The sequence below is a fragment of the Acidovorax sp. KKS102 genome, from assembly GCF_000302535.1.
Taxonomy (GTDB): Bacteria; Pseudomonadota; Gammaproteobacteria; order Burkholderiales; family Burkholderiaceae_C; genus Acidovorax.
Genome location: NC_018708.1, coordinates 2,555,147 through 2,580,590 on the forward strand (window position 1 = coordinate 2,555,147; position 25,444 = coordinate 2,580,590).

Annotated in this window: 24 protein-coding genes; 23 read left to right on the forward strand and 1 reads right to left on the reverse strand. The window is 66.7% G+C overall.

Annotated features, from left to right (window positions below; all coding sequences use genetic code 11):
• Window positions 1–2: 2 nt before the first annotated feature.
• Window positions 3–761 (reverse strand): TetR/AcrR family transcriptional regulator, encoded by a 759-nt coding sequence (locus tag C380_RS11710; protein WP_015014063.1) that lies wholly within the window; start codon window positions 759–761, stop codon window positions 3–5.
• 232 nt (window positions 762–993) lie between these two features.
• On the opposite strand from C380_RS11710, the gene C380_RS11715 reads away from it, so the two are divergent.
• The 23 genes from C380_RS11715 to C380_RS11825 all read left to right on the forward strand — a co-directional run bounded on the left by C380_RS11715 (window position 994) and on the right by C380_RS11825 (window position 25,409).
• Window positions 994–1,806, forward strand: coding sequence for a GntR family transcriptional regulator (locus C380_RS11715; protein ID WP_015014064.1), 813 nt, complete (start codon window positions 994–996; stop codon window positions 1,804–1,806).
• Window positions 1,807–1,852: 46 nt separating this feature from the next.
• A complete protein-coding gene (locus C380_RS11720; protein WP_015014065.1) occupies window positions 1,853–3,055 on the forward strand; it encodes an ABC transporter substrate-binding protein in 1,203 nt (400 codons plus the stop codon).
• A 96-nt stretch (window positions 3,056–3,151) separates the two neighbouring features.
• Complete coding sequence (locus tag C380_RS11725) at window positions 3,152–4,024, forward strand: branched-chain amino acid ABC transporter permease (RefSeq protein ID WP_015014066.1); 873 nt, start codon at window positions 3,152–3,154, stop codon at window positions 4,022–4,024.
• Window positions 4,021–4,992, forward strand: coding sequence for a branched-chain amino acid ABC transporter permease (locus C380_RS11730; protein WP_015014067.1), 972 nt, complete (start codon window positions 4,021–4,023; stop codon window positions 4,990–4,992). Before C380_RS11725 ends, C380_RS11730 begins: the two co-directional genes overlap by 4 nt.
• Window positions 4,982–5,743 (forward strand): ABC transporter ATP-binding protein, encoded by a 762-nt coding sequence (locus C380_RS11735; RefSeq protein ID WP_015014068.1) that lies wholly within the window; start codon window positions 4,982–4,984, stop codon window positions 5,741–5,743. The genes C380_RS11730 and C380_RS11735 overlap by 11 nt, the downstream gene beginning before the upstream one ends.
• Window positions 5,740–6,456 (forward strand): ABC transporter ATP-binding protein, encoded by a 717-nt coding sequence (locus C380_RS11740; protein WP_015014069.1) that lies wholly within the window; start codon window positions 5,740–5,742, stop codon window positions 6,454–6,456. Before C380_RS11735 ends, C380_RS11740 begins: the two co-directional genes overlap by 4 nt.
• Before the next feature lie 52 nt (window positions 6,457–6,508).
• Entirely contained in the window at window positions 6,509–7,474 is a 966-nt protein-coding gene (locus C380_RS11745; protein WP_015014070.1) for a tripartite tricarboxylate transporter substrate binding protein, read from the forward strand.
• Window positions 7,471–8,757, forward strand: coding sequence for a 3-isopropylmalate dehydratase large subunit (locus tag C380_RS11750; protein WP_015014071.1), 1,287 nt, complete (start codon window positions 7,471–7,473; stop codon window positions 8,755–8,757). Before C380_RS11745 ends, C380_RS11750 begins: the two co-directional genes overlap by 4 nt.
• Window positions 8,754–9,254 carry a 3-isopropylmalate dehydratase small subunit gene (locus tag C380_RS11755; RefSeq protein ID WP_015014072.1) on the forward strand — a complete coding sequence of 167 codons (501 nt, stop codon included), beginning with the start codon at window positions 8,754–8,756 and terminating at the stop codon, window positions 9,252–9,254. Before C380_RS11750 ends, C380_RS11755 begins: the two co-directional genes overlap by 4 nt.
• Entirely contained in the window at window positions 9,247–10,947 is a 1,701-nt protein-coding gene (locus C380_RS11760; protein WP_015014073.1) for a hydantoinase B/oxoprolinase family protein, read from the forward strand. The genes C380_RS11755 and C380_RS11760 overlap by 8 nt, the downstream gene beginning before the upstream one ends.
• Entirely contained in the window at window positions 10,944–13,028 is a 2,085-nt protein-coding gene (locus C380_RS11765; protein ID WP_015014074.1) for a hydantoinase/oxoprolinase family protein, read from the forward strand. Before C380_RS11760 ends, C380_RS11765 begins: the two co-directional genes overlap by 4 nt.
• Window positions 13,025–13,672, forward strand: coding sequence for a cysteine hydrolase family protein (locus tag C380_RS11770; RefSeq protein WP_015014075.1), 648 nt, complete (start codon window positions 13,025–13,027; stop codon window positions 13,670–13,672). The genes C380_RS11765 and C380_RS11770 overlap by 4 nt, the downstream gene beginning before the upstream one ends.
• Before the next feature lie 8 nt (window positions 13,673–13,680).
• Window positions 13,681–15,108, forward strand: a complete 1,428-nt coding sequence (locus tag C380_RS11775) for an FAD-dependent oxidoreductase (RefSeq protein WP_015014076.1) — start codon at window positions 13,681–13,683, stop codon at window positions 15,106–15,108.
• Between the two features lie 4 nt (window positions 15,109–15,112).
• A complete protein-coding gene (locus C380_RS11780) occupies window positions 15,113–15,976 on the forward strand; it encodes an oxaloacetate decarboxylase (protein ID WP_015014077.1) in 864 nt (287 codons plus the stop codon).
• A 318-nt stretch (window positions 15,977–16,294) separates the two neighbouring features.
• Entirely contained in the window at window positions 16,295–16,837 is a 543-nt protein-coding gene (gene msrA / locus C380_RS11785; RefSeq protein ID WP_015014078.1) for a peptide-methionine (S)-S-oxide reductase MsrA, read from the forward strand.
• Window positions 16,838–17,037: 200 nt separating this feature from the next.
• The gene (locus C380_RS11790; RefSeq protein ID WP_015014079.1) at window positions 17,038–17,463 is read left to right on the forward strand and encodes a transcriptional repressor; all 426 of its coding nucleotides are present in this window, start codon (window positions 17,038–17,040) and stop codon (window positions 17,461–17,463) included.
• Window positions 17,460–18,143: an ATP-binding cassette domain-containing protein gene (locus C380_RS11795; RefSeq protein WP_015014080.1), complete on the forward strand. Its 684-nt coding sequence runs from the start codon at window positions 17,460–17,462 to the stop codon at window positions 18,141–18,143. The genes C380_RS11790 and C380_RS11795 overlap by 4 nt, the downstream gene beginning before the upstream one ends.
• Window positions 18,140–19,378, forward strand: coding sequence for an FtsX-like permease family protein (locus C380_RS11800; RefSeq protein WP_015014081.1), 1,239 nt, complete (start codon window positions 18,140–18,142; stop codon window positions 19,376–19,378). The genes C380_RS11795 and C380_RS11800 overlap by 4 nt, the downstream gene beginning before the upstream one ends.
• Window positions 19,379–19,443: 65 nt before the next feature.
• Window positions 19,444–19,695, forward strand: a complete 252-nt coding sequence (locus tag C380_RS11805; protein ID WP_015014082.1) for a hypothetical protein — start codon at window positions 19,444–19,446, stop codon at window positions 19,693–19,695.
• Between the two features lie 42 nt (window positions 19,696–19,737).
• On the forward strand, window positions 19,738–20,367 hold the full coding sequence (locus C380_RS11810; protein ID WP_015014083.1) for a DUF3299 domain-containing protein: 630 nt from the start codon (window positions 19,738–19,740) through the stop codon (window positions 20,365–20,367).
• Window positions 20,368–20,432: 65 nt separating this feature from the next.
• Window positions 20,433–20,894, forward strand: coding sequence for a hypothetical protein (locus C380_RS11815; protein WP_015014084.1), 462 nt, complete (start codon window positions 20,433–20,435; stop codon window positions 20,892–20,894).
• Between the two features lie 476 nt (window positions 20,895–21,370).
• Entirely contained in the window at window positions 21,371–23,488 is a 2,118-nt protein-coding gene (locus tag C380_RS11820) for a TonB-dependent receptor domain-containing protein (protein WP_015014085.1), read from the forward strand.
• Window positions 23,489–23,786: 298 nt separating this feature from the next.
• On the forward strand, window positions 23,787–25,409 hold the full coding sequence (locus C380_RS11825; RefSeq protein WP_015014086.1) for a sensor domain-containing diguanylate cyclase: 1,623 nt from the start codon (window positions 23,787–23,789) through the stop codon (window positions 25,407–25,409).
• Window positions 25,410–25,444 lie beyond the last annotated feature (35 nt).

A 25,444-nucleotide genomic window follows, 5' to 3' on the forward strand; every position in this document is an offset into this window, starting at 1 on the left:
GGTCAGGAGGTGCGCGAGCGCTTGGAGGAGGGGGTGAGAGAAGAGGGGGAGGGCTGTGCGCCAGCCGACGGATCGTGACTGGCGCTTGTGCCGGCGGATGCCTCAGGGCGCACACACAGGCCGTGGAGGATGTTGTCCGCCTGGGTCTCGATGTACTGCTCGGGCGTCATCTCCATCGAGTCGGGCACGCAGGCGCCCAGCGAGTGTTTCCACAGCGTCAAAAAGATCATGGGCGCCAGCACCAGGTACACCGCGTAGTCCAGGTTCACCGGGCGGAACTCGCCCCGGGCAATGCCCCGCTCCAGGATGCGGCGGACCAGCGCCTGGCCGGGAAGGATGACCTCTTGCTGATAGAACTGGGCGATTTCGGGGAAGTTTTGTGCTTCGCTCAGCATCAGCTTGGTGATGCCGGATGCCTTGGTGGCGCCGATGCGCTCCCACCAGACCTGATAGCAATACCGCAGCACCTCGCTGGTGGTGCCCACGAAGCTTTCCAGCTCGTTGTTCCATTCGGCAAAGCGCCCGGCGATGTTCTCGCGCACCACGGCCTTGAAGAGTTCTTCCTTGCTGGGGAAGTACAGAAACAGCGTGCCTTTGGACACTCCGGCGCGCGCCGCCACCTCGTCCACCCGTGTGGCGGCAAACCCCTTCTCGACAAACAGGTCGAGTGCGGCCTCCAGCAGCTCTCCCGGGCGGGCTTCTTTGCGGCGCTCGCGTTTGGTGCTGGTCGTGGCAGTGGAGGTTGGGGGGGGAGTGGTCAAACCGGCTATTTTTAATGACTGACTGGTTAGTAATGTAGCCAATGCCTGTAGGAGCGTCAATGCGGCCGTGCCCTGTGCCGCCAAAAAAGGCGCGTGTTGGGTGTCGAAGCGCCGCTGGCTGGCACGGCGGTTGCGTGCATTCGGTGCTGTGCACCGGCAACGCAAATGTCCTCAGCATGGCATATTTCGCTCCCAAATGTCTTATTGACAGGACATTAGAACTATTCCTAATATGACTTCCATGCCGTCCAACAACCTGCCACTCCCCAAGTACCACCAGATCTATCTGGTGCTGCGCGAGCAGTTGCAGGAGGGCCGGTTTGCCGATGGCTTGCCGGGTGAGCTGGCGCTGATGCGGCAGTTCGCTGTGGCGCGTGTCACGGTGCGCCGCGCGCTGGAGTTGCTGGAGGGCGAGGGCATGATCTCCCGCGAGCCCGGCCGGGGCACCCGGCCGGTCCCCCCCGCTGCGACCCACGCCAACGACGCAGGTGGCGACGGCGAAAACAGCCGGGCGCACCTGACCGGCCTGCTGGAGAACCTGGTCAGCATGGGCCTGCGCACCTCCGTCAAGGTGCTGGATGTGGATACCGTTACCGCGTCCCGCGCGGTGGCCGGGGCGCTGAACATCGCAGTCGGCGATGCCGTGCAAAAAGCGGTGCGCGTTCGTAGCACCAAAGAGGGGCCGCTGTCGCATATCACCACCTATGTCCCTGCCGACATAGCGCGCCAGTTTGGGCGGCGTGAGCTGGCACGCAAACCCATTCTGGTGCTGCTTGAAGAATCCGGCGTCAAGGTAGGCCGCGCGCACCAGACCATTTCGGCCAAGCTGGCCGATGCCGTGGTGGCCAGGCACCTGGATGTCTCGGTGGGATCGGCGCTGCTGGCCGTGCGCCGCCTCATTTACGACGACCAGGAGCGCCCGGTGCAATGGCTGCACGGGTTGTACCGGCCAGACCGCTACGAATACGAAATGCAGCTGTCCCGCGTGGGCAGCATCGATGCCAAGGTCTGGGTCAGCAAAGAGCTGTCGGCCCAGTTTCACTGAATTCCATCCCCCACCTCAACCCTACCTACCTGCCAGGAGAATGCCCATGAGTACTCGCCGCCATTTCATGACCCAGTCGGCTGCCGCCGCGTCGGCACTGGCCTTCCCGCTGGTGGGCGGTGCCCAGGCCAAGTCCGTCAAGGTGGGGGTGCTGCACCCCGTGACCGGGGCACTGGCCTATTCGGGCCAGCAATGCCGTGAAGGCGCGATGATGGCCATCGAGGACATTAACAAGGCGGGTGGCATCAAGGCCCTGGGCGGCGCCAAGCTCGAAGCCCTGCTGGGCGATGCGCAGTCGCAACCCCAGGCTGGCGCCGCCGAGGTCGAGAAGATGAATGAAGCGGGCGTTTCAGCCGTGGTGGGGGCGTTTGCCTCGGCCATCTGCCTGGCCACCACGCAGGCCGCCGCCAAATACAACCTGCCGCACATCGTGGACGTGGGTGTGGCCGACCAGATCGTGGAACGGGGCCTGAAGAACACCTTCCGTTTTGGCCCGGGCTACAAGAAGTGCACTGAAACCGCCATGGCCAACCTGCATGTGCTGAACACCGCAGCCGGCAAGCCTGCCAAGACGGTGATGATCATCCACGAGGAATCGCTGTTTGGCTCGGGCACCGCGCAGCTGCTGTCGCGTGAACTGCCGGGCTACGGCTACGAAGTCAAGGAAGTCATCAAGCACGCCAATCCCACGCGCGATTTCAACAACATCGTGCTGCGCATGAAGGCGGTCAACCCAGACATCGTCATCCCCGCCAATTACTACAACGAATACGCGCTGCTGGTGCGCACCATGCAGCAGCAAAAGGTCACGCCCAAGGCCATCTATTCGGTGCTGGGCGGCGCGGCATCGAGCTACAAGTTTGTCAAGGAGTTTCCGGACGCAGCCAACGGCATCATCGACTGCAACCACTGGTTCAACCCCAAGGACAAGCGCGCGCAAGACCTGAAGAAGCGCGTCGAAGCCAAGGGCCTGTTCTTCAGCTACGAGCTGTTCATGACCTACACCTCGATGTGGCTGCTGGCCGACGCGCTGGAGCGTGCCAAGTCGGCAGACCGCGCAGCCCTCATCGATGCACTGGAGAAGAGCACCTTTGCCGATCACATCATGCCGTACGGGCCCACCAAGTTCGTGGCCGGGCAGAACCAGGGCGCGCAGCCACTGATGACCCAGGTGCTGAACAAGGACATCAAGGTCATCATCCCGCGCGACTACCGCGAAGCGGACCCGCTGTTCCCGCTGAAGGCCTGACACCCACCACTTTTCAGCCCTGATCGCAGGGGCTGCGGGGCGCCTCATACCGAGGCGCCAGGCCGCGCCTTTGCCTGAATGGCGTCCATTCCCTCCATGTTCGACCTCAGCATCCTCTTTCCGTCGGTCCTCAACGGCCTGACCACGGGCGCGGTGTATGCCCTCATCGCGCTCGGGCTCACGCTGATTTATGGCGTGCTGCACATCATCAACTTCGCGCATGGCGCGTCGCTGATGCTGGCGCTGTACGCGGTGTACCTGCTCAAGCAGCACTTCGGGCTGGACCCTTACCTGGCGCTGCCCATCCTGGTGCCGGGTATGTTCGCCCTGGGTTATGCGCTGCAGCGCCTGGTCATCAACCGCGCCAGCCATGGCAAGGACGAAAACATCCTGCTCGTCACGCTGGGCATTTCCATCGTGATGGAAAACCTCGCGCTGTTGTTCTTCAAATCCGACACACGCACCATCGACACGGCCTACACCCTCACCACCGTGGCGGTGGGGCCCGCCATGATCGCCTTGCCAAAGCTGGTCGCCTTTGCTGGTGCGCTGGTGGTGTCGGCCGTGCTGCTGTGGATCGTGGGCCGCACCGACCTGGGCCGCGCCATCCGCGCCGTGGCCAAGGAGAAGCACGGCGCCAAGCTCATGGGCATCAACGTGGACCATGTGTATGCCATGAGCTTTGGCATCGGCCTGGCCTGCCTGGGTGCTGCCGCTTGCTTTCTGCTGCCAGCGTATTACGTGAACCCCCAGGTGGGCAGCGGCTTTGTGCTGGTGGCGTTCACCATCGTGGTGCTGGGCGGCATGGGCAGCTTCGCCGGTGCGCTGGTGGGCGGTTTGCTGATCGGGGTGGTGGAGTCGCTGGGCGGTCTGTACCTGGGTGAGTCGCTGGGCCAGATCGGCATCTTTGCCATCTTCATCGCCGTGTTGCTGTTCCGCCCGCAGGGCTTGTTTGGAGGCAAGGCATGAAGCAGCTTGCAAGCATTGGATTGTTTGCCGTCGTCGTGGCGGCCATCGCGGCGTTTTCCGACTCCGGCGTGTTGCTCAACTTCGTGATGATGTCGCTCTACGCAGCGCTGTTGGCGCAGGCGTGGAACATCCTCGGGGGCTTTGGCGGGCAGTTTTCGTTCGGGCACGCACTGTTCTTCGGAACGGGCGCCTACATACAGGCCATTGTCCAGATGCAAGGGGGCATCAACCCCTGGGTGGCGTTGCCCATGGCAGTGGCTGGCAGCGCGCTGGTGGGGCTGTTTGTGGGCGGGCTGTCGTTCCGCTACGGTCTCAAGGGCTCGTACTTCGCGCTGGTCACGCTGGCGTTTGCCGAGGTGTTTCGCATTCTAGCGCTGTCGGTGCCGTTCACCGGCGCGGGCGTGGGGTTGATGCTGCCGCTCAAGGAGTCGTTCGCGAACATGCAGTTCGGCTCGCGCAAGGGCTTTGTCTTCCTGGTCCTGGCGCTGGTCACGCTGGCGCTACTGGTCAGCTGGTGGCTCAAAAACTCGCGCTTTGGTGCCTGGCTGCAGGCCGTGCGCGACAACGAAGACGCGGCGCGCGCCATCGGCGTCAACCCCTTTGGCGTGAAGATGGGTGCCATTGCCATCTCGGGCGGTTTCATGGGGGCAGCCGGGGCGTTCTATGTGCAGGTGTTCCAGTACATCGACCCGGGTATCGCCTACGGCGCGGCCACTTCGGTCGAGGCGCTGGTGGCCGCGATTGTGGGTGGCATTGGCACCGTCTGGGGCCCTGTGCTGGGGGCGCTGGTGCTGCACATCCTGGCCGACCTCACGCGCAACCTGTTTGGCCAGCTGCCGGGTATCAACATGGTGATCTATGGCGTGGTGCTGGTGCTTATCGTGATGTTCCTGCCCCGGGGCATTGCGGGCATCGGTCAGTCGGTGGTGGCGGTGTGGAAACGTTCGGGAGGCCGCCATGGCCAATGACCTGTTGCAGCTCAACGGGCTGAGCAAATCCTTCGGCGGCCTGAAAGCCGTGCAAAACGTGAGCCTGGCAGTGCCAGAAGGTTCGCTGACCGCGCTGATCGGCCCCAACGGCGCGGGCAAGACCACGCTGTTCGCGCTGATGTCGGGCTTTGTGCGGCCCGACACAGGCACCGTGCGCTTTGCGGGCCAGGACATTACCGGCCAGGCCCCGCACCTCAACGCCCGACTGGGCATGACGCGCACCTTCCAGATCGTGCAGCCATTCGCAGCGCAGACCGTGCGTGAAAACATTGCCGTGGGCGCCCACCTCAAGGAGCCCAATCGCCGTGCCGCCCTGGAGTTGGCCAGCGAAGTCGCAGCCCGTGTAGGCCTGGCCCCGCAGCTGGACAAACCCGCGGCCGACCTCACGGTAGCCGGCCGCAAGCGCCTGGAGCTGGCGCGCGCCCTGGCCACCCGGCCGCGCCTGCTGCTGCTCGATGAAGTGCTGGCCGGCCTCAACCCCCAGGAGATTGCCGAGATGATTCCCGTGGTGCGCGGCATTGCCGATGGTGGCGTGACCGTGTTGATGATCGAACACGTCATGCAGGCCGTGATGAACCTGGCCGAGCATGTGTGGGTGCTGGCACAGGGCCAGCTCATTGCGCAGGGCAATCCGGCGCAGGTCACCTCGGACGAGCGGGTGATCGAGGCCTATCTGGGCCACGGCACCGCCGCCCGTTTGCGCGCCGCCGCACCGCAGGAGGCTGCATGAGCACCTCTCCCTTGCTGGAAATCACCGGCCTGCGCGGCGGCTACGGCCGGGTGGAAGTGCTACGGGGTGTGGACCTGCAGGTGCAGCCCGGCGAGACCGTGGCGCTGCTGGGCAGTAATGGTGCGGGCAAGTCCACGCTCAACAACGTGGTCTGCGGCATCTACAAGGCCTGGGCGGGCAAGGTGGCGTTTGATGGGACCGACCTCAGCGGCGCCCACTACACCGACGTCGTCAAGGCGGGTCTGATCCAGGTGCCCGAAGGCCGCAAGATCTTCCCCAACCTGAGCGTGATGGAAAACCTGGCGCTCGGCAGCTTCACCCGGGCACGCGAGCGCCGCGCAGAGAACATCGACAAGGTATTCGCCACCTTCCCGCGCTTGAAGGAGCGCACCCTGCAGCTCGCCGGCACCATGAGCGGTGGCGAGCAACAGATGCTGGCCATCGGCCGCGGAATGATGGCCGAGCCGCGCCTGCTCATCCTCGACGAGCCTTCGCTGGGCCTGTCGCCCCTGCTGGTCGAAGAGATGTTTGGCTTGATCCGGCAGCTGCGCTCCACCGGGCTGGCGGTGATGCTGGTGGAGCAGAACGTGGGCCAGTCCCTCGAAATCGCCGACCGCGCCTACGTGATGGAGAACGGAAGCATCCGCTTCTCGGGCGCCCCGGCCGACTTGCTGCGCAGCGACGACCTGCGCAGGGCATACCTAGGGCTGTGATGCCTTCGCCCACCCCACAAGACAACGCACTACAGGATTGGAGACACACGCCATGACATCACGCCGTCACCTCTTGGTTGCACTGGGCACCGCGCCCGCCCTGTGGCAGGGCCCGCTGGCGCTCGCCCAAAGCAACTCCCCCATCCGCATCCTGGTGGGCGCCCCGGCCGGTGGCTCCACCGACACCCTCGCGCGCACCCTCGCGACCGAAATGGGTCGTCTGCTGGGCCGCACCGTCATTGTCGAGAACCGGCCTGGCGCGGGCGGCAACATCGCGGCCGACGCGGTGGCCAAGGCCGCGCCCGATGGCAATACCCTGCTGATGAGCTTCACCAGCCATGCCATCAACGCCAGCCTGTACAAGACGCTGCCGTTCGACCCCATCAAGGACTTCACGCCGCTGACCTGTGTGGCGACCTCGCCCTCGGTGCTGGTGGCCAACCCCGCCGTGCCCGCCAAGGATGTGCGCGAACTGATCGCCCTTGCCAAGGCCAAGCCCGGCAAGCTCAACTTTGCCATCGGCGCCGTGGGCTCGTCCCTGCACCTGGCGGGGGACGCGTTCAAGATGCAGTCGGGTGCTTATATCGTCAACATTCCGTACCGGGGCACCGCGCCCGCGCTGCAGGATGTGCTGGCCGGGCAGGTGGAGCTGATGTTTGCCGCCGTGGGCAACGCCCAGGCGCAGATCCGCGCAGGCAAGCTCAAGGCGCTGGGGGTGACCAGTGCGCAGCGCCTGCCTGCGTTCCCCGATGTGCCCGCGATTGCCGAGGTGCTACCCGGCTATGAGTCCAGCGCGTGGTTCGGGCTGTTCGGCCCGGGGCAGATGAATCCGGAGCTGGCCAAGCGCATCAGCGACGCCGCGCGCCAGGCCATTGCGTCGCCCGATGTAAAGCGGCGCCTGGAGCACGAAGGTGCCGTGCCCGTGGGCAACAGCCCCGAGGAGTTTGCGCGCTTTGTGCAGGCCGAGATTCCGCGCTGGGCCAAGGTGGTGCAGTTTTCTGGAGCCAAGCCCGAATGAGCCTCCCACTCAGCCCCCCGAGCACGCTGGCGCAGAAGCTCGTGGCCCGCGCCAGTGGCCGCGACCGCGTCACGCCCGGCGAGATCGTCAATTGCCGTGTCGATCTGGCCATGTTCCACGACTCGTCCGGTCCGCGTCGGCTCAAGCCCATGCTGGAAGAGCTGGGCGCCCAGATCTGGGACAAGCGCCGCGTGGTCCTGGTCATGGACCACTACCTGCCCGAGCGTGACGACGAATCCCGCCGCATCGTGCGCATCGCCCGCGACTGGGCGCGCGAGCAGGATTTGCCCCATGTGTACGACGGCCAGGGCATCTGCCATGTGGTGGTGCCCCAGCACGGGCACATCCGCCCCGGCATGTTCTGTGTGGGCGGCGACTCGCATTCGCCCACGGGCGGCGCGTTTGGCGCCTACATGTTTGGCATCGGCAGCACCGAGATGCTGGGTGTGGTGGTCACCGGAGAAATCTGGCTGCGCGTGCCCCACACCCTGCAGATGCACTGGAGCGGCCAGCTGGCTGCGGGCGTGACAGCCAAGGACGTGATGCTGCACATGATCGGCCGCTTTGGCATGAACGGCGGCCAGTACCAGGCCGTGGAATTTGCCGGCCCCGCTGTGCAGGCGCTGGGCATGCAAGAGCGCATGACCCTTTCCAACATGAGCGCCGAGCTGGGCGCACAGGCCGGGCTGATTGCCCCCGACAACACCACCCGCGACTGGCTGCGGGCTGCGGGCGTGCCCGATGCAGACCTGCAGGGCCTGGATGCCTGGCACACGGACGAAGGCGCTGACCTGACACGCCACACCTTCGACGCCGCCACCCTCACGCCCCAGGTCGCTGCCCCGCACAGCCCCGCCAACGCCGCGCCCGTGGCGCAGCATGCAGGGCAGGGCATTGACGTGGCCTACATCGGCGCCTGCACCGGCGCCAAGCTGGACGACCTGCGCGCCGCCGCCAGCGTCTTGCGTGGCCAGCGAGTGGCCGCCGGCGTGCGCCTGATGGTGGCGCCCGCCAGCCAGCGCGACCAGGCCGCCGCCCAGGCCGAAGGCGTGCTGCAGGTGCTGCAGGACGCAGGGGCCGAGCTGTTTCCCACCACCTGTGGGGCCTGCGCGGGCTATGGCGACACGGTGGGCGACGCCACCAACGTTATCTCCAGCACGGCGCGCAATTTCAAGGGCCGCATGGGCTCGCCCACAGCGCAGGTGTACTTGGCCTCGCCGTACACCGTTGCGGCGTCGGCGCTGCGTGGCTGCATTACTGACCCCCGAGAGGTGCTGGCATGACGAGTATCCACCGCGTCTGGAAGTTGGGTGCCGACATCGACACCGACGTGCTGGCACCCGGCCACGCCATGAAGCACGGCATCGACGTGCTGGCACGCCACTGCCTTGAATCCGTGCGCCCCGACTTTGTGGCGGGCGTGCGCACGGGCGATGTGATCGTGGCTGGGCCCAACTTTGGCATTGGCTCATCGCGCGAGCAGGCGGCTGCCGTGCTGGTGCGCCTGGGTGTGGCGGCGGTGATTGCGCCGTCGTTCAGTGGCCTCTACTTTCGCAACGCGTTCAACCTGGGCCTGCTGCTGCTGACCTGCCCCGAGGCCGAGACCATCGGAGAGGGGGAGCGCATCACCTTGAACGAACAAACACCGTCGGTCACCACCGCCCAGGGGCGTGTGCTGGCCTGCGACCCGATTCCTCCGTTTCTTTTGGACATGGTGCGCGCCGGTGGGCTGATGAACCAGCTGCGCGCCCGCTTTGGCAAGGAGCCCCTGCATGGCTGAACATACCCCCACCCCGCCGCCCATGGACCCAGTTACCTTGGCCGTGCTGCGCGGGCGGCTGGAACAAATCGCTGACGAGATGGACGCCACGCTGTACCGCAGCGCATTCAATCCCATCATTGCCGAGGCGCACGACGCGTGCCACGGCCTGTACGACGCCACCACAGGCGACACGCTGGTGCAGGGCAAGTCTGGCCTGCCCGTGTTTGTGGGGGCGATGGCCTTTGCCGTGCGCGCAGCCATGCGGGCGGCGGGCGAGCGCGGCGGCATCACGGCGGGGGATACCTGGCTGTTCAACGACCCCTACGAGGGTGGCACCCACGCCAACGACTTCAAGCTGGTGCGCCCGTTCTTCCGCAACGGGCAGCTGTTCTGCTTCTTGGCATCTGCCGCGCACTGGCACGATGTGGGCGGCAACGTGCCGGGCAACTACAACCCGGCCGCCACCGAATGCTGGCAGGAGGCCGTGCAGATCCCGCCCGTGCGCATCGTGCGCGGCGGCGTGTTCGACGACGACGTGCTCGCCATCCTCAAGGCCAACACCCGCCTGCCCGACAGCCTGTGGGGCGACCTGAACGGTCAGCTGGCCGCGCTGGACCTGGGCGAACGTCGCCTGCACGACCTGTTGGACCAATACGGTGACGCCCTGGTGCAGCAGGCCATGGGCGAGCTGCGCACGCGCGCCGTCAAGCTCATGCAATCGCACATCGCGGCGCTGCCCGACGGGCGCTATAGCTTCAGCGACATCCTGGACAACGACGGCGTGAAGGACGAACCGCTGACCATCGCGCTCGACATGACGGTGCAGGGCGACCGCCTGACGCTCGACTTCTCGCGCACCTCGGCGCAGTGCGCGGGACCGGTCAATATCTCACGCGCCACGGCCATTGCGGCGTGCTATGTAGCGCTCAAGCACTTGTTCCCTGATGTGCCTGCCAATGCGGGCGTGCTGGACGCGGTGGACTTTGTGCTGCCCGAGGGCCTGGTGATCAGCGCCGCGCGCCCGCGGCCCGTGGGTGGCTACACCGAGACCATCCTGCGCATGATCGATGTGATCTTCAGCGCCACCGCGCAGGCTGACCCGAAGCGCGCCATGGCCCAGGCCTACGGCACCATCAACGCGCTGTCCATCGCCGGGCTGCGCACCGATGCCGCGCGCAAGGGCCAACGCTGGGTCATGTTCAGCTTCTTCGGCGGCGGCCACGGTGGGCACAGCGATGGCGATGGCCTGAGCCACGGCAACGCGCCGATTTCCACCGCCACTATCCCGCCGCTCGAAATCCTGGAGGCGGCGTACCCCGTGCGCTTCACGCAGTGGGCGCTGCGGCCCGATTCGGGTGGCGACGGCCAGCACCGGGGTGGCCTGGGCGCCATCTATGAGATTGAGCTGCTGGAGCAGGATGCCGAGGTGTTCATCTTTGGCGAGCGTGGCAAGGCCGCACCCCAAGGCATTTCGGGCGGTAGCGCCGGTTCCATAAACGTCTTCAGCTATGAAAACAATAGTGAATGGAAGCAGCCACCCATGCGCTCCAAGATGATTGGCATCCGCCTGAAGCAGGGCGAGCGCGTGCGCTTGGAGACCCCCGGTGGCGGTGGCTACGGTGCCCCAGCCGCGCGGGATGCGGCAGCGCGTGAGAAGGATTTGGCGATGGGCTACGTCACTGCCCCCGCCACAGCGAAAGGCAAGGCATGAGCAGCGGCAAGGTTTCGGACAAGGCTTTGAACGAGGCGTCCTATGTGGTGGGCGTGGACGTGGGCGGCACGTTCACCGACCTGTTCGTATTGGACGAGCGCGATGGCAGCGCCCGCATCGTCAAGGTGCCCAGCACCCGGGGCGAGGAGGCGCGCGGTTTCATGAACGGCGTGGCGCGCGTGGCCGACTCGGCCGCGCAGATCGCCACCATCGTGCACGGCACGACCGTGGGTACCAATGCGCTGCTGGAGCGCAAGGTGGCGCGCACCGGCATCATCACCACACGCGGCTTTCGCGATGTGCTGGAGATGCGCCGCCGCGACCGGCCGCAGACCTGGGGCCTGCGCGGCAGCTTCGAGCCCATCGTGCCACGCAACCTGCGGCTGGAGGTGGACGAGCGCGTATTGTCCGATGGCACGGTGCACACCCCGGTAGACATCGAGCAGGTCAAGGCCCAGGCGCGCGCGCTGCTGGAGGCGGGCTGCGAGGCTGTCTGCGTGTTCTTCATCAACACCTACGCCAACCCGGCCAACGAACAGGCCGCCGCGGCCGCCGTGCGCAGCGTGTGGCCCAACCCGCATGTGACGGCCGCCAGCGAGGTGCTGCCCGAGATCCGCGAGTTCGAGCGCTGCTCCACCGCCACGCTCAACGCTGCGCTGCAGCCTGTGGTGGGCAGCTACCTGGAGCGGCTCGAAGGCGACCTGCGCACGCAGGGCTTTGGCGGCGAACTGCTCATCGTGCAAAGCAATGGCGGCGTGATGTCGCGCCAGACGGCGTGCGATGTGCCGGTGCGCACCGCGCTCTCGGGCCCGGCGGCGGGCGTGATTGCCTGCGCGGCCATTGCGCGTGCGGCAGGCTTCCCCGATGTGATTACCGGCGACATGGGCGGCACCTCGTTCGACGTGTCGCTGGTGGCCAAGGGCGAGGCGGCGTTGGCCGCACAGACGGCCATTGAATTTGGCATGGTCGTGCGCTCGCCCATGATCCAGATCGAGACCATTGGCGCGGGTGGTGGCTCGATTGCCTCGGTGGACGCCAGCGGCATGCTGCAGGTGGGCCCCGAGTCGGCCGGTAGCATCCCCGGCCCGGCCTGCTATGGCCGGGGCAACACCCGGCCCACGGTCACCGATGCCAACGTGCTGCTGGGCCGTATCGCCGCCGACCGGCCCCTGGGCGGTGGCCTGCTGGCCGCCATGGACGCGCAAAAGTCGCGCGACGCCATCGAGACCCACGTGGCCAAGCCCCTGGGCCTGGATGTGATGGCAGCCGCCGAAGCCATCCTCACGGTGGCCAACGCCAAGATGGCGGGCGCTGTGCGCGTGGTGTCCATCGAGCGCGGGCACGACCCGCGCCAGTTTGCCTACATGCCCTTTGGCGGCGGCGGCGCACTGCATGTGTGCGCCATGATGCGCGAGGTGGGCGTGGGCACGGGCATCGTGCCGCGCTACCCCGGCGTCACCTCCGCCCTGGGCTGCGTGATGGCTGACATGCGCCACGACGCGGTGCAGACGCTGAACAAACCCCTGGCCGACCTGGACGTGGCCGACCTGCGCCAGCGCGTGGCCACACTGGCCGCCACCTGCCAGCAACGGCTCGATTCAGCGGGCGTGAAGTTTGTGGAAGTGCAGGAAATCATTGCGCTCGACATGCTCTACGCCGGGCAGACCCACACCGTGCAGGTGCCCGTGGCGGCTGATGCGCTGAGCCACGAAGGCATCCGCGCAGCGTTCGAGGCCGCCTACCGCGCCGCCTTTGGCCGTGTGCTTGACGGCATTGCCGTGCGGGTGATGAACCTGCGCTACGCCCGCGTGGGCGTGCGCCCCAAGTTCGACCTGACGGTACTCGCCCCGCAGACCACTACCGTGAACCCGTCGCTGGGCGTGCAGCGTGTGTTCCACGCCGGCCGCTGGTGGGACGCCGCGCGCCACGCACGGCTGGACCTGCCCGTTGGCACCCGCATCGACGGCCCGGCCATCCTGGAGCAGCCCGACACCACGGTGTGGCTGGAGCCTGGCTTCAGCGCCACGGTGGACCCGCTGGGCAATCTGCTGGTGCGGTCCGACGGGGAGGGCGCAGCATGAGCCACGGCGCACCTAACCCGAGCATCAACCCGCACCACGCCGCGCTGGTCATCATCGACCTGCAAAACGACTTTCTGGCCCCGGACGGCGCCTACGCGCGCGGTGGCGCGGTGAGCGCTGCCGCCCAGGCCTTGCCACCCCGGGTGGCAGCGGTGGCCAAGGCACTCAAGGCGGCGGGCGGCATGGTGGTGGGCAGCCAGTTCACCCTGTGGCCCGATGCGCAGGGCGAACCCATGGTGTCGCCGCACCTCAAGGCCTTGCGCCCATTTCTGCGGCGCGGCGACTTTGCGCCCGGCAGCACGGGCCAGGCCCATGTGGCCGAAATCGCGCCTTGGGTGGACGTGTCGGTGTGCAAGGTGGCGTATTCGGCCTTCTTCAATACCCAGCTCGACTGGGTGCTGCGCCGCGCGGGCATCACCACCGTGGCCGTGTGCGGCATCGTCACCAACGGGGGCGTGGCCAGCACGGTGCGCGATGCGCACATGCGCGACTACCAGACGCTGGTGCTGTCCGACGGTTGCGCGGCCTTCAAGCAAGAGGTGCACGACACCTCGCTGGCCGACATGGCCAACGTGGCCCAGGTGCTGACCTGCGCCGACTTTGCGGCCGCCGTGACTGCCGCTGTTGCGGCCCCTTCCGCATGAATGCGCCCATGAGCACGCCTACGACCACGCCCCGCATCTGCCACGCCGAGCACCTACCCCGCACCGTGACGCAAGACGCCCATGTGCCGGTGCTCATCGTGGGCGGCGGCGCCTGTGGCCTCACGGCGGCGCTGATGCTGCACGACGCCGGTGTGGACTGCGCGGTGCTGGAGCGCGATGCCACCCCGCTGGGCTCTTCGGCCCTCTCATCCGGCTTTATCCCCGCGCCCGGCACGCAGGCGCAGCGCGCGGCGGGCATTGACGACGACAGCCCGGAGCGGTTTGCCGCCGACATCAGCGCCAAGGCCAAAGGCAGGGCGGCGCCGCACCTGGTGAAGGCCTACGCCCAGGCGATTGGCCCGGCGCTGGATGCACTGCAAGCACGCCACGGCCTGCAGTGGCAGGTGCTGGACGGATTTCTGTACCCCGGCCACAGCGTGCGCCGCATGCACGCCACGCCCGAGAAAACCGGCGTCGGCCTGATGGGCCGCCTTGCCAACGCGGTGACAGCGGCGGACATTCCCCTCATTACCGAAGCCACGGTGCGCGAGCTTTGGGTCAACGCCCAGCAGCGCGTGATCGGCGTGGGCTACGAGCGGCCCGACGGCACGCTGGAGCACCTGGCCTGCGACGCTCTCATCCTGGCCTGCAACGGCTTTGGCGGCAACCCGGCCATGGTGCGCGAGCTGCTGCCCGAGATGCGCGATGCGCTGTTCGCTGGCCACACCGGCAATGACGGCAGCGCCATCGCCTGGGGCCAGGCGCTGGGCGCACGGCTGGCCGACCTGGGCGGCTACCAGGGCCACGGCTCCTGGGCCATTCCGCAGGGCGCGTTGATCTCGTGGGCGCTGATGATGGAAGGCGGCATCCAGGTCAATGCGCTGGGCGAGCGCTTTCACGACGAGACACAGGGCTACTCCGAAGCCTCGGTGCATGTGCTGGCGCAACCGGGCGGCGTGGCGTGGAATGTGTTCGATGCGCCCATCCTCGCATTGGCGCGCAGCTTTCCGGACTTTGTCGATGCCGAGGCGGCCGGTGCCGTCAAGCACTGCGACAGCGTGCAGGCACTGGCGGCCACCATTAGCTGCGAAGAATCAAAATTGATAGCTACTCTCGCAAGCCTGACGGGCGGTGGTGACCAAAATGAGGCAAATCACCGCACTTTTACCCGTCCACTGCAGGCACCGTTCTGCGCCGTCAAGGTGACCGGCGCGCTGTTCCATACCCAGGGCGGGCTGGACATCGACGCCCAGTGCCGCGTGCTCAGCCAGCACGGCCAGCCATTGCCCAATCTGCTGGCCGCAGGCGGCGCCGCGCGGGGCGTGTCGGGCGACGCGGTGTGGGGTTATCTTTCCGGCAACGGCCTGCTCAGCGCCGTGGCTGGTGGCTACATCGCAGCGCACACGGCGGCCGATCTGACCCGCCAGAAAGTCTGAAGACATGACCATCTCATCGTTGAAAGAACGCCTGCACGAACCCCGCGCCATCCTGGCCCCCGGCGTGTACGACGCCCTGAGCGCCCTGGTGGCCGAGCAAACGGGCTTCGAGGCGCTGTACCTCTCAGGCGCATCGATTGCCTACACGCGCCTGGGTAGGTCCGACGTGGGCCTGACCACCTACACCGAGGTGGAAGACACCCTGGCGCGCATCACCGAGCGAGTGCGCACGCCCGTCATCGTCGATGCCGACACTGGCTTCGGCAACGCGCTCAACACCCAGCGCACCGTGCGCGGCTTTGAGCGCGCGGGCGCGGCCATGATCCAGATTGAGGACCAGGGCTTCCCCAAGCGCTGCGGCCACCTGGACGGCAAGACAGTAGTGCCCGTGGCCGAGATGTGCGGCAAGCTCAAGGCCGCGCTGGATGCGCGCCGCAGCGCCCACACCCTGATCCTGGCGCGCACCGACGCGCTGGCCGTCGAGGGCATCGACGCCGCCTTCGACCGCGCCGAGGCGTACCTGGAATGTGGCGTGGACGCGCTTTTCATCGAGGCCCTGCGCACCCCCGAGCAGATGGACGCAGCCTGCCAGCGCTTTGCCCACCGCATTCCGCTGCTGGCCAACATGGTCGAAGGCGGCAAGACACCCATCCAGAGCGCGGCCGAGCTGCAGCAGCGCGGCTTTCGCATCGTGATCTTTCCCGGCGGCACGGCCCGCGCCGTGGCGCACACGCTGCAGGGCTACTACGGCAGCCTGCACACGCACCAGACCACGGCGCCATTTAAGGACCGGATGATGGACTTTGACGGCCTGAATGCGCTGATCGGCACGCCCGAGCTGATGGCGCAAGGGCGCCAGTACGAGTAATTCCGCTTCTAAGAGCGGCTAACAAAACTCAGCGAAGCGGTTTTGGCTAGGCGCTGTGTCGCAGGCAGTATGAGCAGTACGACAAGACACAGCAACGACGCCAGAAGAGTTTTGTTAGCCGCTCTAAATCATCCGTGTCGTTGTTGCTTCGCCTTGCCGTGCTACAGCACTGTCTGCGGCTTCGCGCCTAGACACGAATGATTTGGAAACGGAACAACCGCCAAGCCGTACAGAGCCAATGCCCCCGTCCGCACTGCGGCGGGTGAGGGCGCGTACCATGCCGCCAACGTTCTTCCCCCGAACTGCATGGAGACCCACATGGCCCACAACCCACAAACCATCACCCTCGGCGGCGGCTGCTTCTGGTGCACCGAAGCCGTGTTCGACCGCGTGCGCGGCATCACCGACGTGGAAAGCGGCTACACCAACGGCCACACCGTCAACCCCACTTACGAGCAGATCTGTGAGGGCGACACCGGCCACGCCGAGGTGGTGCGCCTGACGTTCGACGCCGACGAAATCAGCCTGGAGGAGATTCTGGAAATCTTCTTCCATACCCACGACCCGACCACGCTCAACCGCCAGGGGAACGACGTGGGCACGCAGTACCGCAGCGGCATCTACTACGACAACCCCGAACACGGCGAGATCGCCAACGCCATGATCCGCCAGATGTCACAAGACAAGCTGTTTGGCGCTGCCATCACCACCGAGGTGAAGCCACTGCAAAACTACAGCACGGCCGAGGCCTACCACCAGGACTACTTTGCCAACCACCCCCATGCGGGCTACTGCGCGTTTGTGGTGGGGCCGAAGGTGGAGAAGTTCAGGAAGACGTTTGCGCGGTATTTGAAGGGCTGACGCTGCGACGCAGAAGACCACCAGGGGCGGCATCTGGATCTTGATCTGTGGGTTCACCGATGGGTGGGTGAGCAAATTCCTCGGGGTGGACGCTTCGTGCGGGCATAATGCAACCCGATTGCGTTATGCGCAGTTCATCCGCACCACCCATGCCCTTACCGTCCCCTCAACGTCTCCAGTCCTGGTCGCTTCCTTCCGGTATGCGCGCCACCCGCGCCACCAGGGCGTTGGCGGCGGTGTACCAAGCCCGGCCGGACGCAGCCCTGTCAGAGCCCGAGGTTGAGACGGCCCTGGCCCAAGCAGGTGTTGCCGTCAACAAAGTCACCGTCTACCGCATGCTCGACCGTTTTGCTGCCGCTGGGCTGCTGCACAAGCAGGTGGATGCCGGCCGTGTAACGCGCTACGCGCTGGCGCCGCAGGGGGAAGAAGGCGCTGCACCGCGGTTTGAATGCGACGACTGCCACCGCCAGTTCCGCCTGTCGCAGGGTTCGGCCAAGGTGCAGACCGCCCTCAAGCAGGTGCTGCAGGCGCTGGCCACCGCAGGACACGAGAGCCTGGCGGTGGACATTGCAGTGCACGGGCGCTGTGCCGACTGCGCGCACCCGGCAGAGGGCGCTGCCGCATGATCCGCACCCGGGGGCTTTCCTACACCTATGCCACGGGTGGCGCCGCGCCGCTGCGCTTTCCGGATGTGGACCTGCGCCAGGGCGGCACGCTGCTGCTGCGCGGGCGCTCGGGCACCGGCAAATCCACCTGGCTGGCGCTGATGGCGGGGCTGCGCGGTGCCAGCGGGGGCGACCTGTTTGTGGCGGGCACCCAGCTGGGCACGCAGCGCGGGGCGGAGATCGATGCCTGGCGTGCCCGCACGATTGGCTTTTTGCCGCAGAAGCTGTATCTCAGCAGCGCACTCACCGTGGAGGACAACCTGGCGCTGGCTTACTTTGCGGCCGGGCTGCCGCGCGACGATGCGGCGATCCAGCGCGCCCTGGCGCAGGTGGGGGTCTCCGAGTTGGCCGCGCGCGAGCCGCATCAGCTTTCGGGCGGGCAGGCGCAGCGCGTGGCGCTGGCGCGGGCCGTGCTGCTGGCGCCGCAGGTGCTGCTGGCCGATGAGCCCACGGCCAGCCTGGACGACGAGGCAGCTGCGGATGCGCTGGCGTTGCTGCAGCAGAGTGCTACGGCCTGCGACGCCAGCCTGGTGATAGCCACGCATGACCAGCGTGTGGTGTCCGCCCTGGCGGGTGTCCAGACCCTCGATTTGAATGAAATCGGCACTAAGCGCCGGTTGAATATGCCTGAGCAGCTATGAATTCAGGAGTATTCAAGCTCGCCCGCCTGTCCTGGCACTACCTCTGGTCCCGCCCGCTGGCGGCCGTGCTCAACCTGCTGGTGCTCACGCTGGGCCTGGCCGCCATCACGCTGGTGCTGCTGGTGGCCACGCAGCTCGACAAGGCGTTCGAGCGCGACCTGAGCGGCATCGACCTGGTGGTGGGCGCCAAGGGAAGCCCGCTGCAGCTCATCCTGGCGGGCGTGTTCCACATCGACGTGCCCACGGGCAACATCCCGCTGCAAGAGGTGCAGACGCTGCAGAAGAATCCACTGGTGGCGCAGGTCATCCCGCTCAGCCTGGGTGACAGCTACCAGGGCTTCCGCATCGTGGGCACCACGCCGGACTACATCACGCACTACGCGGCCACGCTGGCCGAAGGCGCGCTGTGGCAGCAGCCCATGGACGCGGTGCTGGGCGCCAGCGTGGCGCGTGGCATTGTGAAAGCCAGCCACCAAGGCGCGCCGCTGGTCGGCGCCACCTTCATCGGCAGCCATGGCCTGGGTGGAGGAGGGCATGCGCACGGCGACCACCCCTATCGCGTGAGCGGCGTGCTCGCGCCCTGCGGCTGTGTGCTGGACCGGCTGATCCTGACCAGCACCGAATCCGTCTGGATGGTGCACGAGACCGCCACAGCCAACGATGCCGAAGACCTGGAAATTCTGAAGGAAGAGCGCGAGGTGACTGTGGCGCTGGTGCGCTACCGCACGCCCATGGCGGCCATCACGTTGCCGCGCCTGATCAACGGTGGCACATCGATGCAGGCGGCGGCGCCCGCCATCGAGGTCACACGCTTGCTGCGCTTGCTGGGCGTGGGCGCCGACGTGTTGCGCGCCTTTGGCGGCGTGCTGCTGGCCGTGGCCGCGCTCAGTGTGTTCATCGCCTTGTGGAATGCCGTGCGCGAGCGCCGCGCCGACTTGGCCATGCTGCGCATGCTGGGCGCGCCCCCGGGCCGCGTGGCTGGGCTGGTGCTGTGGGAGGCGCTGTGGCTGGCCGCGCTCGCCTCCATGCTGGGGCTGCTGCTGGGCCACGGGCTGGCGCAGGTCTTGGGTTGGGCCTTGCAGGCGCAAGGTTTGCTGCCCGTGACGGGCTGGATCTGGCTACCCGCCGAAGCCGGGGTGCCGCTGCTGGCCGCAGGCGTGGCGGCTTTGGCCGCGCTGCTGCCGGCCATGCAGGCCTACCGGACCGATGTGGCCGACTTGCTCAGCCAGCCATGACCGCCCCGTTGAACAACCCCGTTTTTGTTTGACCCAATTCTCTGAATCACCTGGAAGGACCCTTCATGAAGCACCTCATCTCCGCGCTCGCCCTGGCCCCCATGCTCCTCGTTGGTGCGCTGGCCCACGCGCAAGTCCACAACGACAAGGACACTCAGGAAGACATCGCCCGCCACCGTGCGATGGCCGCGGCGCACGAGGCGGCTGCCAAGTGCCTGGAATCCGGCAAGGGCCATGACCAGTGCCAAAAAGACCTGCAGGCCGCGTGCCGGAACCTGGCCATCGGAAAATACTGCGGCATGAAGCACGCGCACTGAGCGCCTGTTTGTCTTGAAGCTTGTTCGCCCGGAGTCCCCGCCATGCCCCGCACCTTGAACCCCTTGTCCGTCACCGGCCAAATGGCTCGCCTGGCTTGTATTGCCGCCGCGCTGGCTCTGGCAGGCGGTGCACATGCGCAGCAAGGCGCCGCCACCAAGCCCGCGCCAGGCGCTTTTGAGCGCGCCAAGGAAGGCGCGGCGGCGGCGCCGGTGTTGTCGTCACCCCTGCCTGCGGGCGCGGGCACCGCCGTGCCAGCGGGGTCGGGTGCGGGCTACCACAGCCCCAACAGCCCGATTGCGCCGCTGCCCCAACGCAACGACGTGGTGCCCTGGTCGGTGCTGACCGACCTGAGCAAGAAAACCACCAAGGACGGCATCCTGCCCGTGTTCAACGATGCCCAGAAGGACATGGACAAGACCACGCAGCGCATCCAGGGCTTCATGGTGCCGCTGGATGCCAAGCCGACGCAGACGCACTTCATCCTCACCTCCGTGCCGCTGACCTGCTCGTTCTGCACGCCGGGCGGGCCCGAGAGCATGGTCGAAGTCAAGGCCAAGACGCCCGTGCGCTATTCGCTGGAGCCCGTGGTGGTGGAAGGCAAGTTCACCGTGCTCCCCAATGACCAATATGGCCTGTACTACCGCGTGGTGGACGCGGTGCCGGTGAAATAATCCACGGCTTTTAGCGCTGCAGCGCTACAGCCTCTGCCGCAATCCTTTTCCCTTTCGTTCCTGACGTGGCCCGCGCGCTCCTTCGCCCCCCGTACCTGCCGTCCGCCGCCCTGCGCAGCGCGGTGGTGCGGCGCGTGTCGTTGGCGTGGCTGCTGCTGGCCCTGGTGGTCGTGCCCACGCTGGGGCGGCTGCACCAGGTGGTGCACGGGGGCGCGCTGGACCAGGCCCATGCCGGGCTGCTGGCCGCGCCATCGTCGCTGCCCGGACAGCCGGCGTGGAACCCAGCCCCCACTGCGCAGCCCGCTGCCGCATCGGGCCACAGTCTGTGGCTTCCGTATCTGCTGGCCCACCACGCGCCGGTGGACTGCCTGTTGCTCGACCAGCTGGCGCTGGGCGACGCATTGCATGCTGCCCCGCTGGCGCTGCCTGCGGCCGATGCGCCACTGCCGCCCACCGTGCACGTGGCAGGGCGGGCGAGCACACCCCACATTGCGCTGTTCCACGCGCGCGGCCCGCCGGTCGCCTGACGCGCAGCGCACCTCTAGGAACCCTCTACACGAATCAAGCTGCAAGTGGGCGCAGCGGATCGGGAAGGGCTGCAAGGCGCAAAACGCGGCAATAGCGGTAGCTATTGCGAGTATTTGCAACGCGGCAGACCGCCCGAGCCCGCTGATGCACACGGCGCGCTGACTTGTGCAGAGGGTCCCTAGCCCCACCTTCTCAGTCGGCTTACCCCTGTGTGCCTTGCAGGGCAACGCGGCGGTGTTGTGCCTGCTGGCGAGGGGTGCGGTCTGCAGGCCGCAATACGCAGGCTTGGCTGGCGGCTGCCAGCGGCCGCACCACGGTGCGCCCATCATTACTCCTTTTTTCATAGCTGCTTGCGCATATTTCACTGGCGCTTGCAGCGGTTTTTATTCATCAACTCGCGCCCAGGGCGCGGGTCGGCATGCGCAGGCGCGTTGGCACCGCCAGCGCCGCGCATGCCTTGTTGCAGGCCACCACCATGACCCACACCTTTTCTACCCACCGCTTTGTTTCTCGCCGCGCCCGTCCGGCCCTCCACCCCGTGGCCCTGGCAACCCTGCTGGCGCTGTCGGGCACCAGCGTTGCCACCCAGGCGCAGACTGCGCCCGTGCCCGCTGCCGCGGCGGACGCCGCACCCAGCCTGCCCGCTGTCACCGTGTCGGCCAGCGGCCTGCAATTGGGCGCCAGCGACATGACCACCCCCGCCACCGTGCTGGAAGGCGATGAACTGGTGCGCCGGCGCGAGGCCACGCTGGGCGAAACGCTGAACAGCGAGCCCGGCATCACCAGCAGCCACTTTGGCGCCGGTGCCAGCCGCCCCATCATCCGCGGCATGGACGGCCCGCGCGTCAAGGTGCTGAGCGATGGCGCCGAGCTGCACGACGCCTCCACCATCAGCCCCGACCACGCCGTGGTGTCCGAGCCGCTGCTGGCCACGCAGATCGAGGTGCTGCGCGGCCCCTCGGCCCTGGTCTATGGCAACGGCGCCGTGGGCGGCGTGGTCAACGTGCTGGACGGCAAGGTGCCCACCGCCATCCCGCAAAAGGGCTACGAAGGCAGCGCCGAGCTGCGCGCCAACTCGGGGGCGGGAGAGGGCGCTGGAGCCTTCTCACTGACCGGCGGTGCGGGCAACCTGGCTGTGCACGTAGAGGGCGTGGCGCGGGATGCGGGCGACTACCGCGTGGGCAAGGGCTGGTCGGGCGGCAGCAAAGTGCTGGGCAGCTTCAACCGCACGGACACCGGCAGCGTGGGCCTGTCGTGGGTGGGCGACCAGGGCTACCTGGGTGCGGCCTACACCCGCCAGACCGCCAAATACGGCCTGCCTGGTCACAACCACAGCTTTGACGGCTGCCACACCCATGGCGACCACCTGCACTGCGGCGCCCATGCGGACGACGAAACCGACGGCCATGACCACGACCATGACGCTGCGGCAGGCGATGTGCCGGTGGTGGACCTGCGTAGCGAACGCTTTGACGTGCGGGGCGAGCTGCGCAACCCGTTTGCGGGCTTCTCGGCACTGCGGCTGCGGGCGGGTGTCACCGACTACAAACACGACGAAGTCGAAGACGGCGCCATCAGCACGACCTTCAAGAACAAGGCCTACGACACACGCGTGGAGCTGCAACACGAGCCCATCGGCGGCTTCAAGGGCGTGATCGGCCTGCAGACCTCGCAGCGCAAGTTCAGCGCCGAGGGCGAGGAGGCCTATGTGCAGCCCACCGTGACCCGCAAGACAGGCCTCTTCGTGCTGGAGGAGTACCGCTGGAATGACTGGCGCTTTGAAGCCGCCCTGCGTCACGACCGCCAGACGGCCGAAGCCCAGACCAGCGGCATCGAGCGCAGCCACAACGGCACGTCGGCATCGCTGGGCGCGGTGTGGAAGTTCACGCCGGGCTACCAGGTGGGCACCTCGTTCACCCGCGCCAGCCGTGCCCCGTCGGCCGAAGAGCTGTACGCCCAAGGCCTGCACATGGCCACCAGCACCTACGAACGCGGCAATGCCGACCTGCGCTCCGAAATCTCGCAGAACATCGATGTCAGCCTGAAGAAGACCAGTGGCGACACCACCTTTGGCGTGAGCGTGTTCCGCAACCGCATCAACAACTACATCTATGGCCGCACCCTGGATGAACTGGACGGCTTGCAGCTGCTGCAATACAGCCAAGCCGACGCCACCTTCACCGGCATCGAAGGCCAGGTGCGCCAGCGCCTCACGCGCAATCTGGGCATCACGCTGTTTGGCGACACCGTGCGCGCCAAGCTGGACGGCGGTGGCCTGCTGCCGCGCATCCCGGCCACTCGCGCAGGTATCCGCCTAGATGCCAACTGGCAGGCGTGGGAAGGGCAGGTTGAATGGGTGCAGGTGGCCCGCCAGAACCGCGTGGCCGACTTTGAAACCGCCACGCCCGGCTACGGCATGCTGAACCTTGGCGTAAGCTACAACGGCCAGTTCAGCAGCGGTACCCCCTGGCAGGTGTACCTGAAGGCCAACAACCTGACGGACCGCCTGGCCTATGCACACACCTCGTTCATCAAGACCGCTGCGCCGCTGATGGGCCGCAACATCACGCTGGGGGTGAAGGTGGCGTTCTGACGGTTGATGCCGTCGTGGCGTGCGTGAGCCAGCGCGGGGGAGGGCGTTGCTGGCTCGCGAACCTTCAGGCTCCGAATCAGCCAGACCAGGGAGGACTTGGATGCATGCCATACTTGGTTCACATGGTTGATTTTTTGATCCGTGAAGGCGCCGTCGCCTGAGTCCCCGTGATCGCGCAGGCCCGATTCTGGAACGGGATTGGCTCCCCGGCAGGCCGCCCAAAGCCGGCTGCGCGACACACCAAGGACTTGCTCAACGCGGCCCTGCATGTATCTGACCTGTTTTGCGATATCCCTGCATGCCCACCACTCCCACGCCGTCCGCAAACCTGTTGCAACTGCTCCCTGAGGCAGTGGTGCAGACCGATGCGCTGTGGGAGATCACCTATCTGAACCCTGCGTGGCACAAGCTCACCGGCCATTCGGTGGAAGCCGCTCTGGGCAAGTCTTTGCTGGAGTTCGTGCATCCCGACGACATCGGCACCATGCGTTCGGGCATGCCGGTGTTCCGCCTGCGCTTTGCCGACGGGGACTACCGCTGGGTGCGTCTGCAGTTCCACCCGGAGACGGATGCGGCAGAGCGGGTGATCAGCCGCCAGGGTGTCCTGATCGAGATCACCGAGGTCACCGAGCAGGTGCTGGTGGAGGTGCGCCAGCGCTTTCTGCGCTTGCTGGAAACCATTGACGGTGTGGTGTGGGAGGCTGAAATCGGCGTGGGCAACACCTTTCTGAGCCCGCAGGTCGAACGCTTGTTCGGCTACTCCGTCGAGGAGTGGCGGGCCGACCCGGGCTTCTGGCGGGCGCATGTGCATCCCGATGATCTGGAGGAGGCCCTGCGCATCGACGATGCGGCCTACAACGCCACGCACAGCCATGCCTACGAGATGAGCTACCGGCTCATTGCCAAGTCGGGCAAGGTCGTATGGGTGCGTGACCTGTGCCGCGCGGTGGTCGAGCCGGGCCGGCCAAACCGCATGATCGGCCTGATGATCGACGTCACCCAGCAGAAGAACACCGAAATCGATTTGGTGCGCTCCGAAAACCGCTATTCGCTGGCGACGCGCGGCTCCAATGACGGCATCTGGTATTGGGACTTGCGCACGGACACCCTGCACGTGTCGGGGCGCTTTCTCCAGATCGTCGGGCTGGGGAGCCGCGATCATGTGTACGAGGGCGGCTGGCGCTTTCTGGAGCAACTCATCGACCGCGAGGATCGCGCTCGTGTGCAGGAGGCCTACAGCAGGCACCTGTCCGGAAACAGCACGAAATTTTCGGTGGACTTCCGCGCGTTCCACGGAGCGGGGCGGCTGGTATGGGTCAATTGGCGCGGGCTTGCCGAATTCGAAGACGGCGTTGCGGTGCGCATGGCGGGCTCGTTGAGCGATCTGGCCGAGCGTGGCAGCTCCTACGATGCGCTGACCAACTTGCCTGGTCGGCCGTTGTTCCGCGACCGCCTTGCACAACTGATCACGCTGCACCAGGGCGAGGGGGCGAACGCGGATGGAGTGCCCACGCGGGGTGGGGCCACGATGTTCGCCGTGCTCCTGCTGGACCTCAACGGGTTCAAGGCCGTCAACGATTGCTACGGACACCATGTAGGCGACCAGCTCTTGCAGCAGGTGGCGCGGAGGCTCGAATCCTGCGTGCGGTCGGTGGATCTGGTCGCCCGCATGAGCGGCGATGAGTTCAATGTGCTGTTGGAGTCCATTGACCCCGCCGAAGCCAGCCAGCGCGCCCAGCAGATTGCCGCCGCGCTTGCAGCGCCCTATGTGATTGGCGAACACACCGTGATCAGTGGCGCGAGTATCGGGTTGGTCAGCAGCGCGTCCAGGCTGGCGACGGTGGACGACTACCTGCGCGCGGCAGACACTGCCATGTACCGGGCCAAAAGTCAGTCACTGGGCGTGTGCGTTTTTCAGTAAGGCGCCTTAGCCAGGTGCAGCTGCGGCGGGCTGCT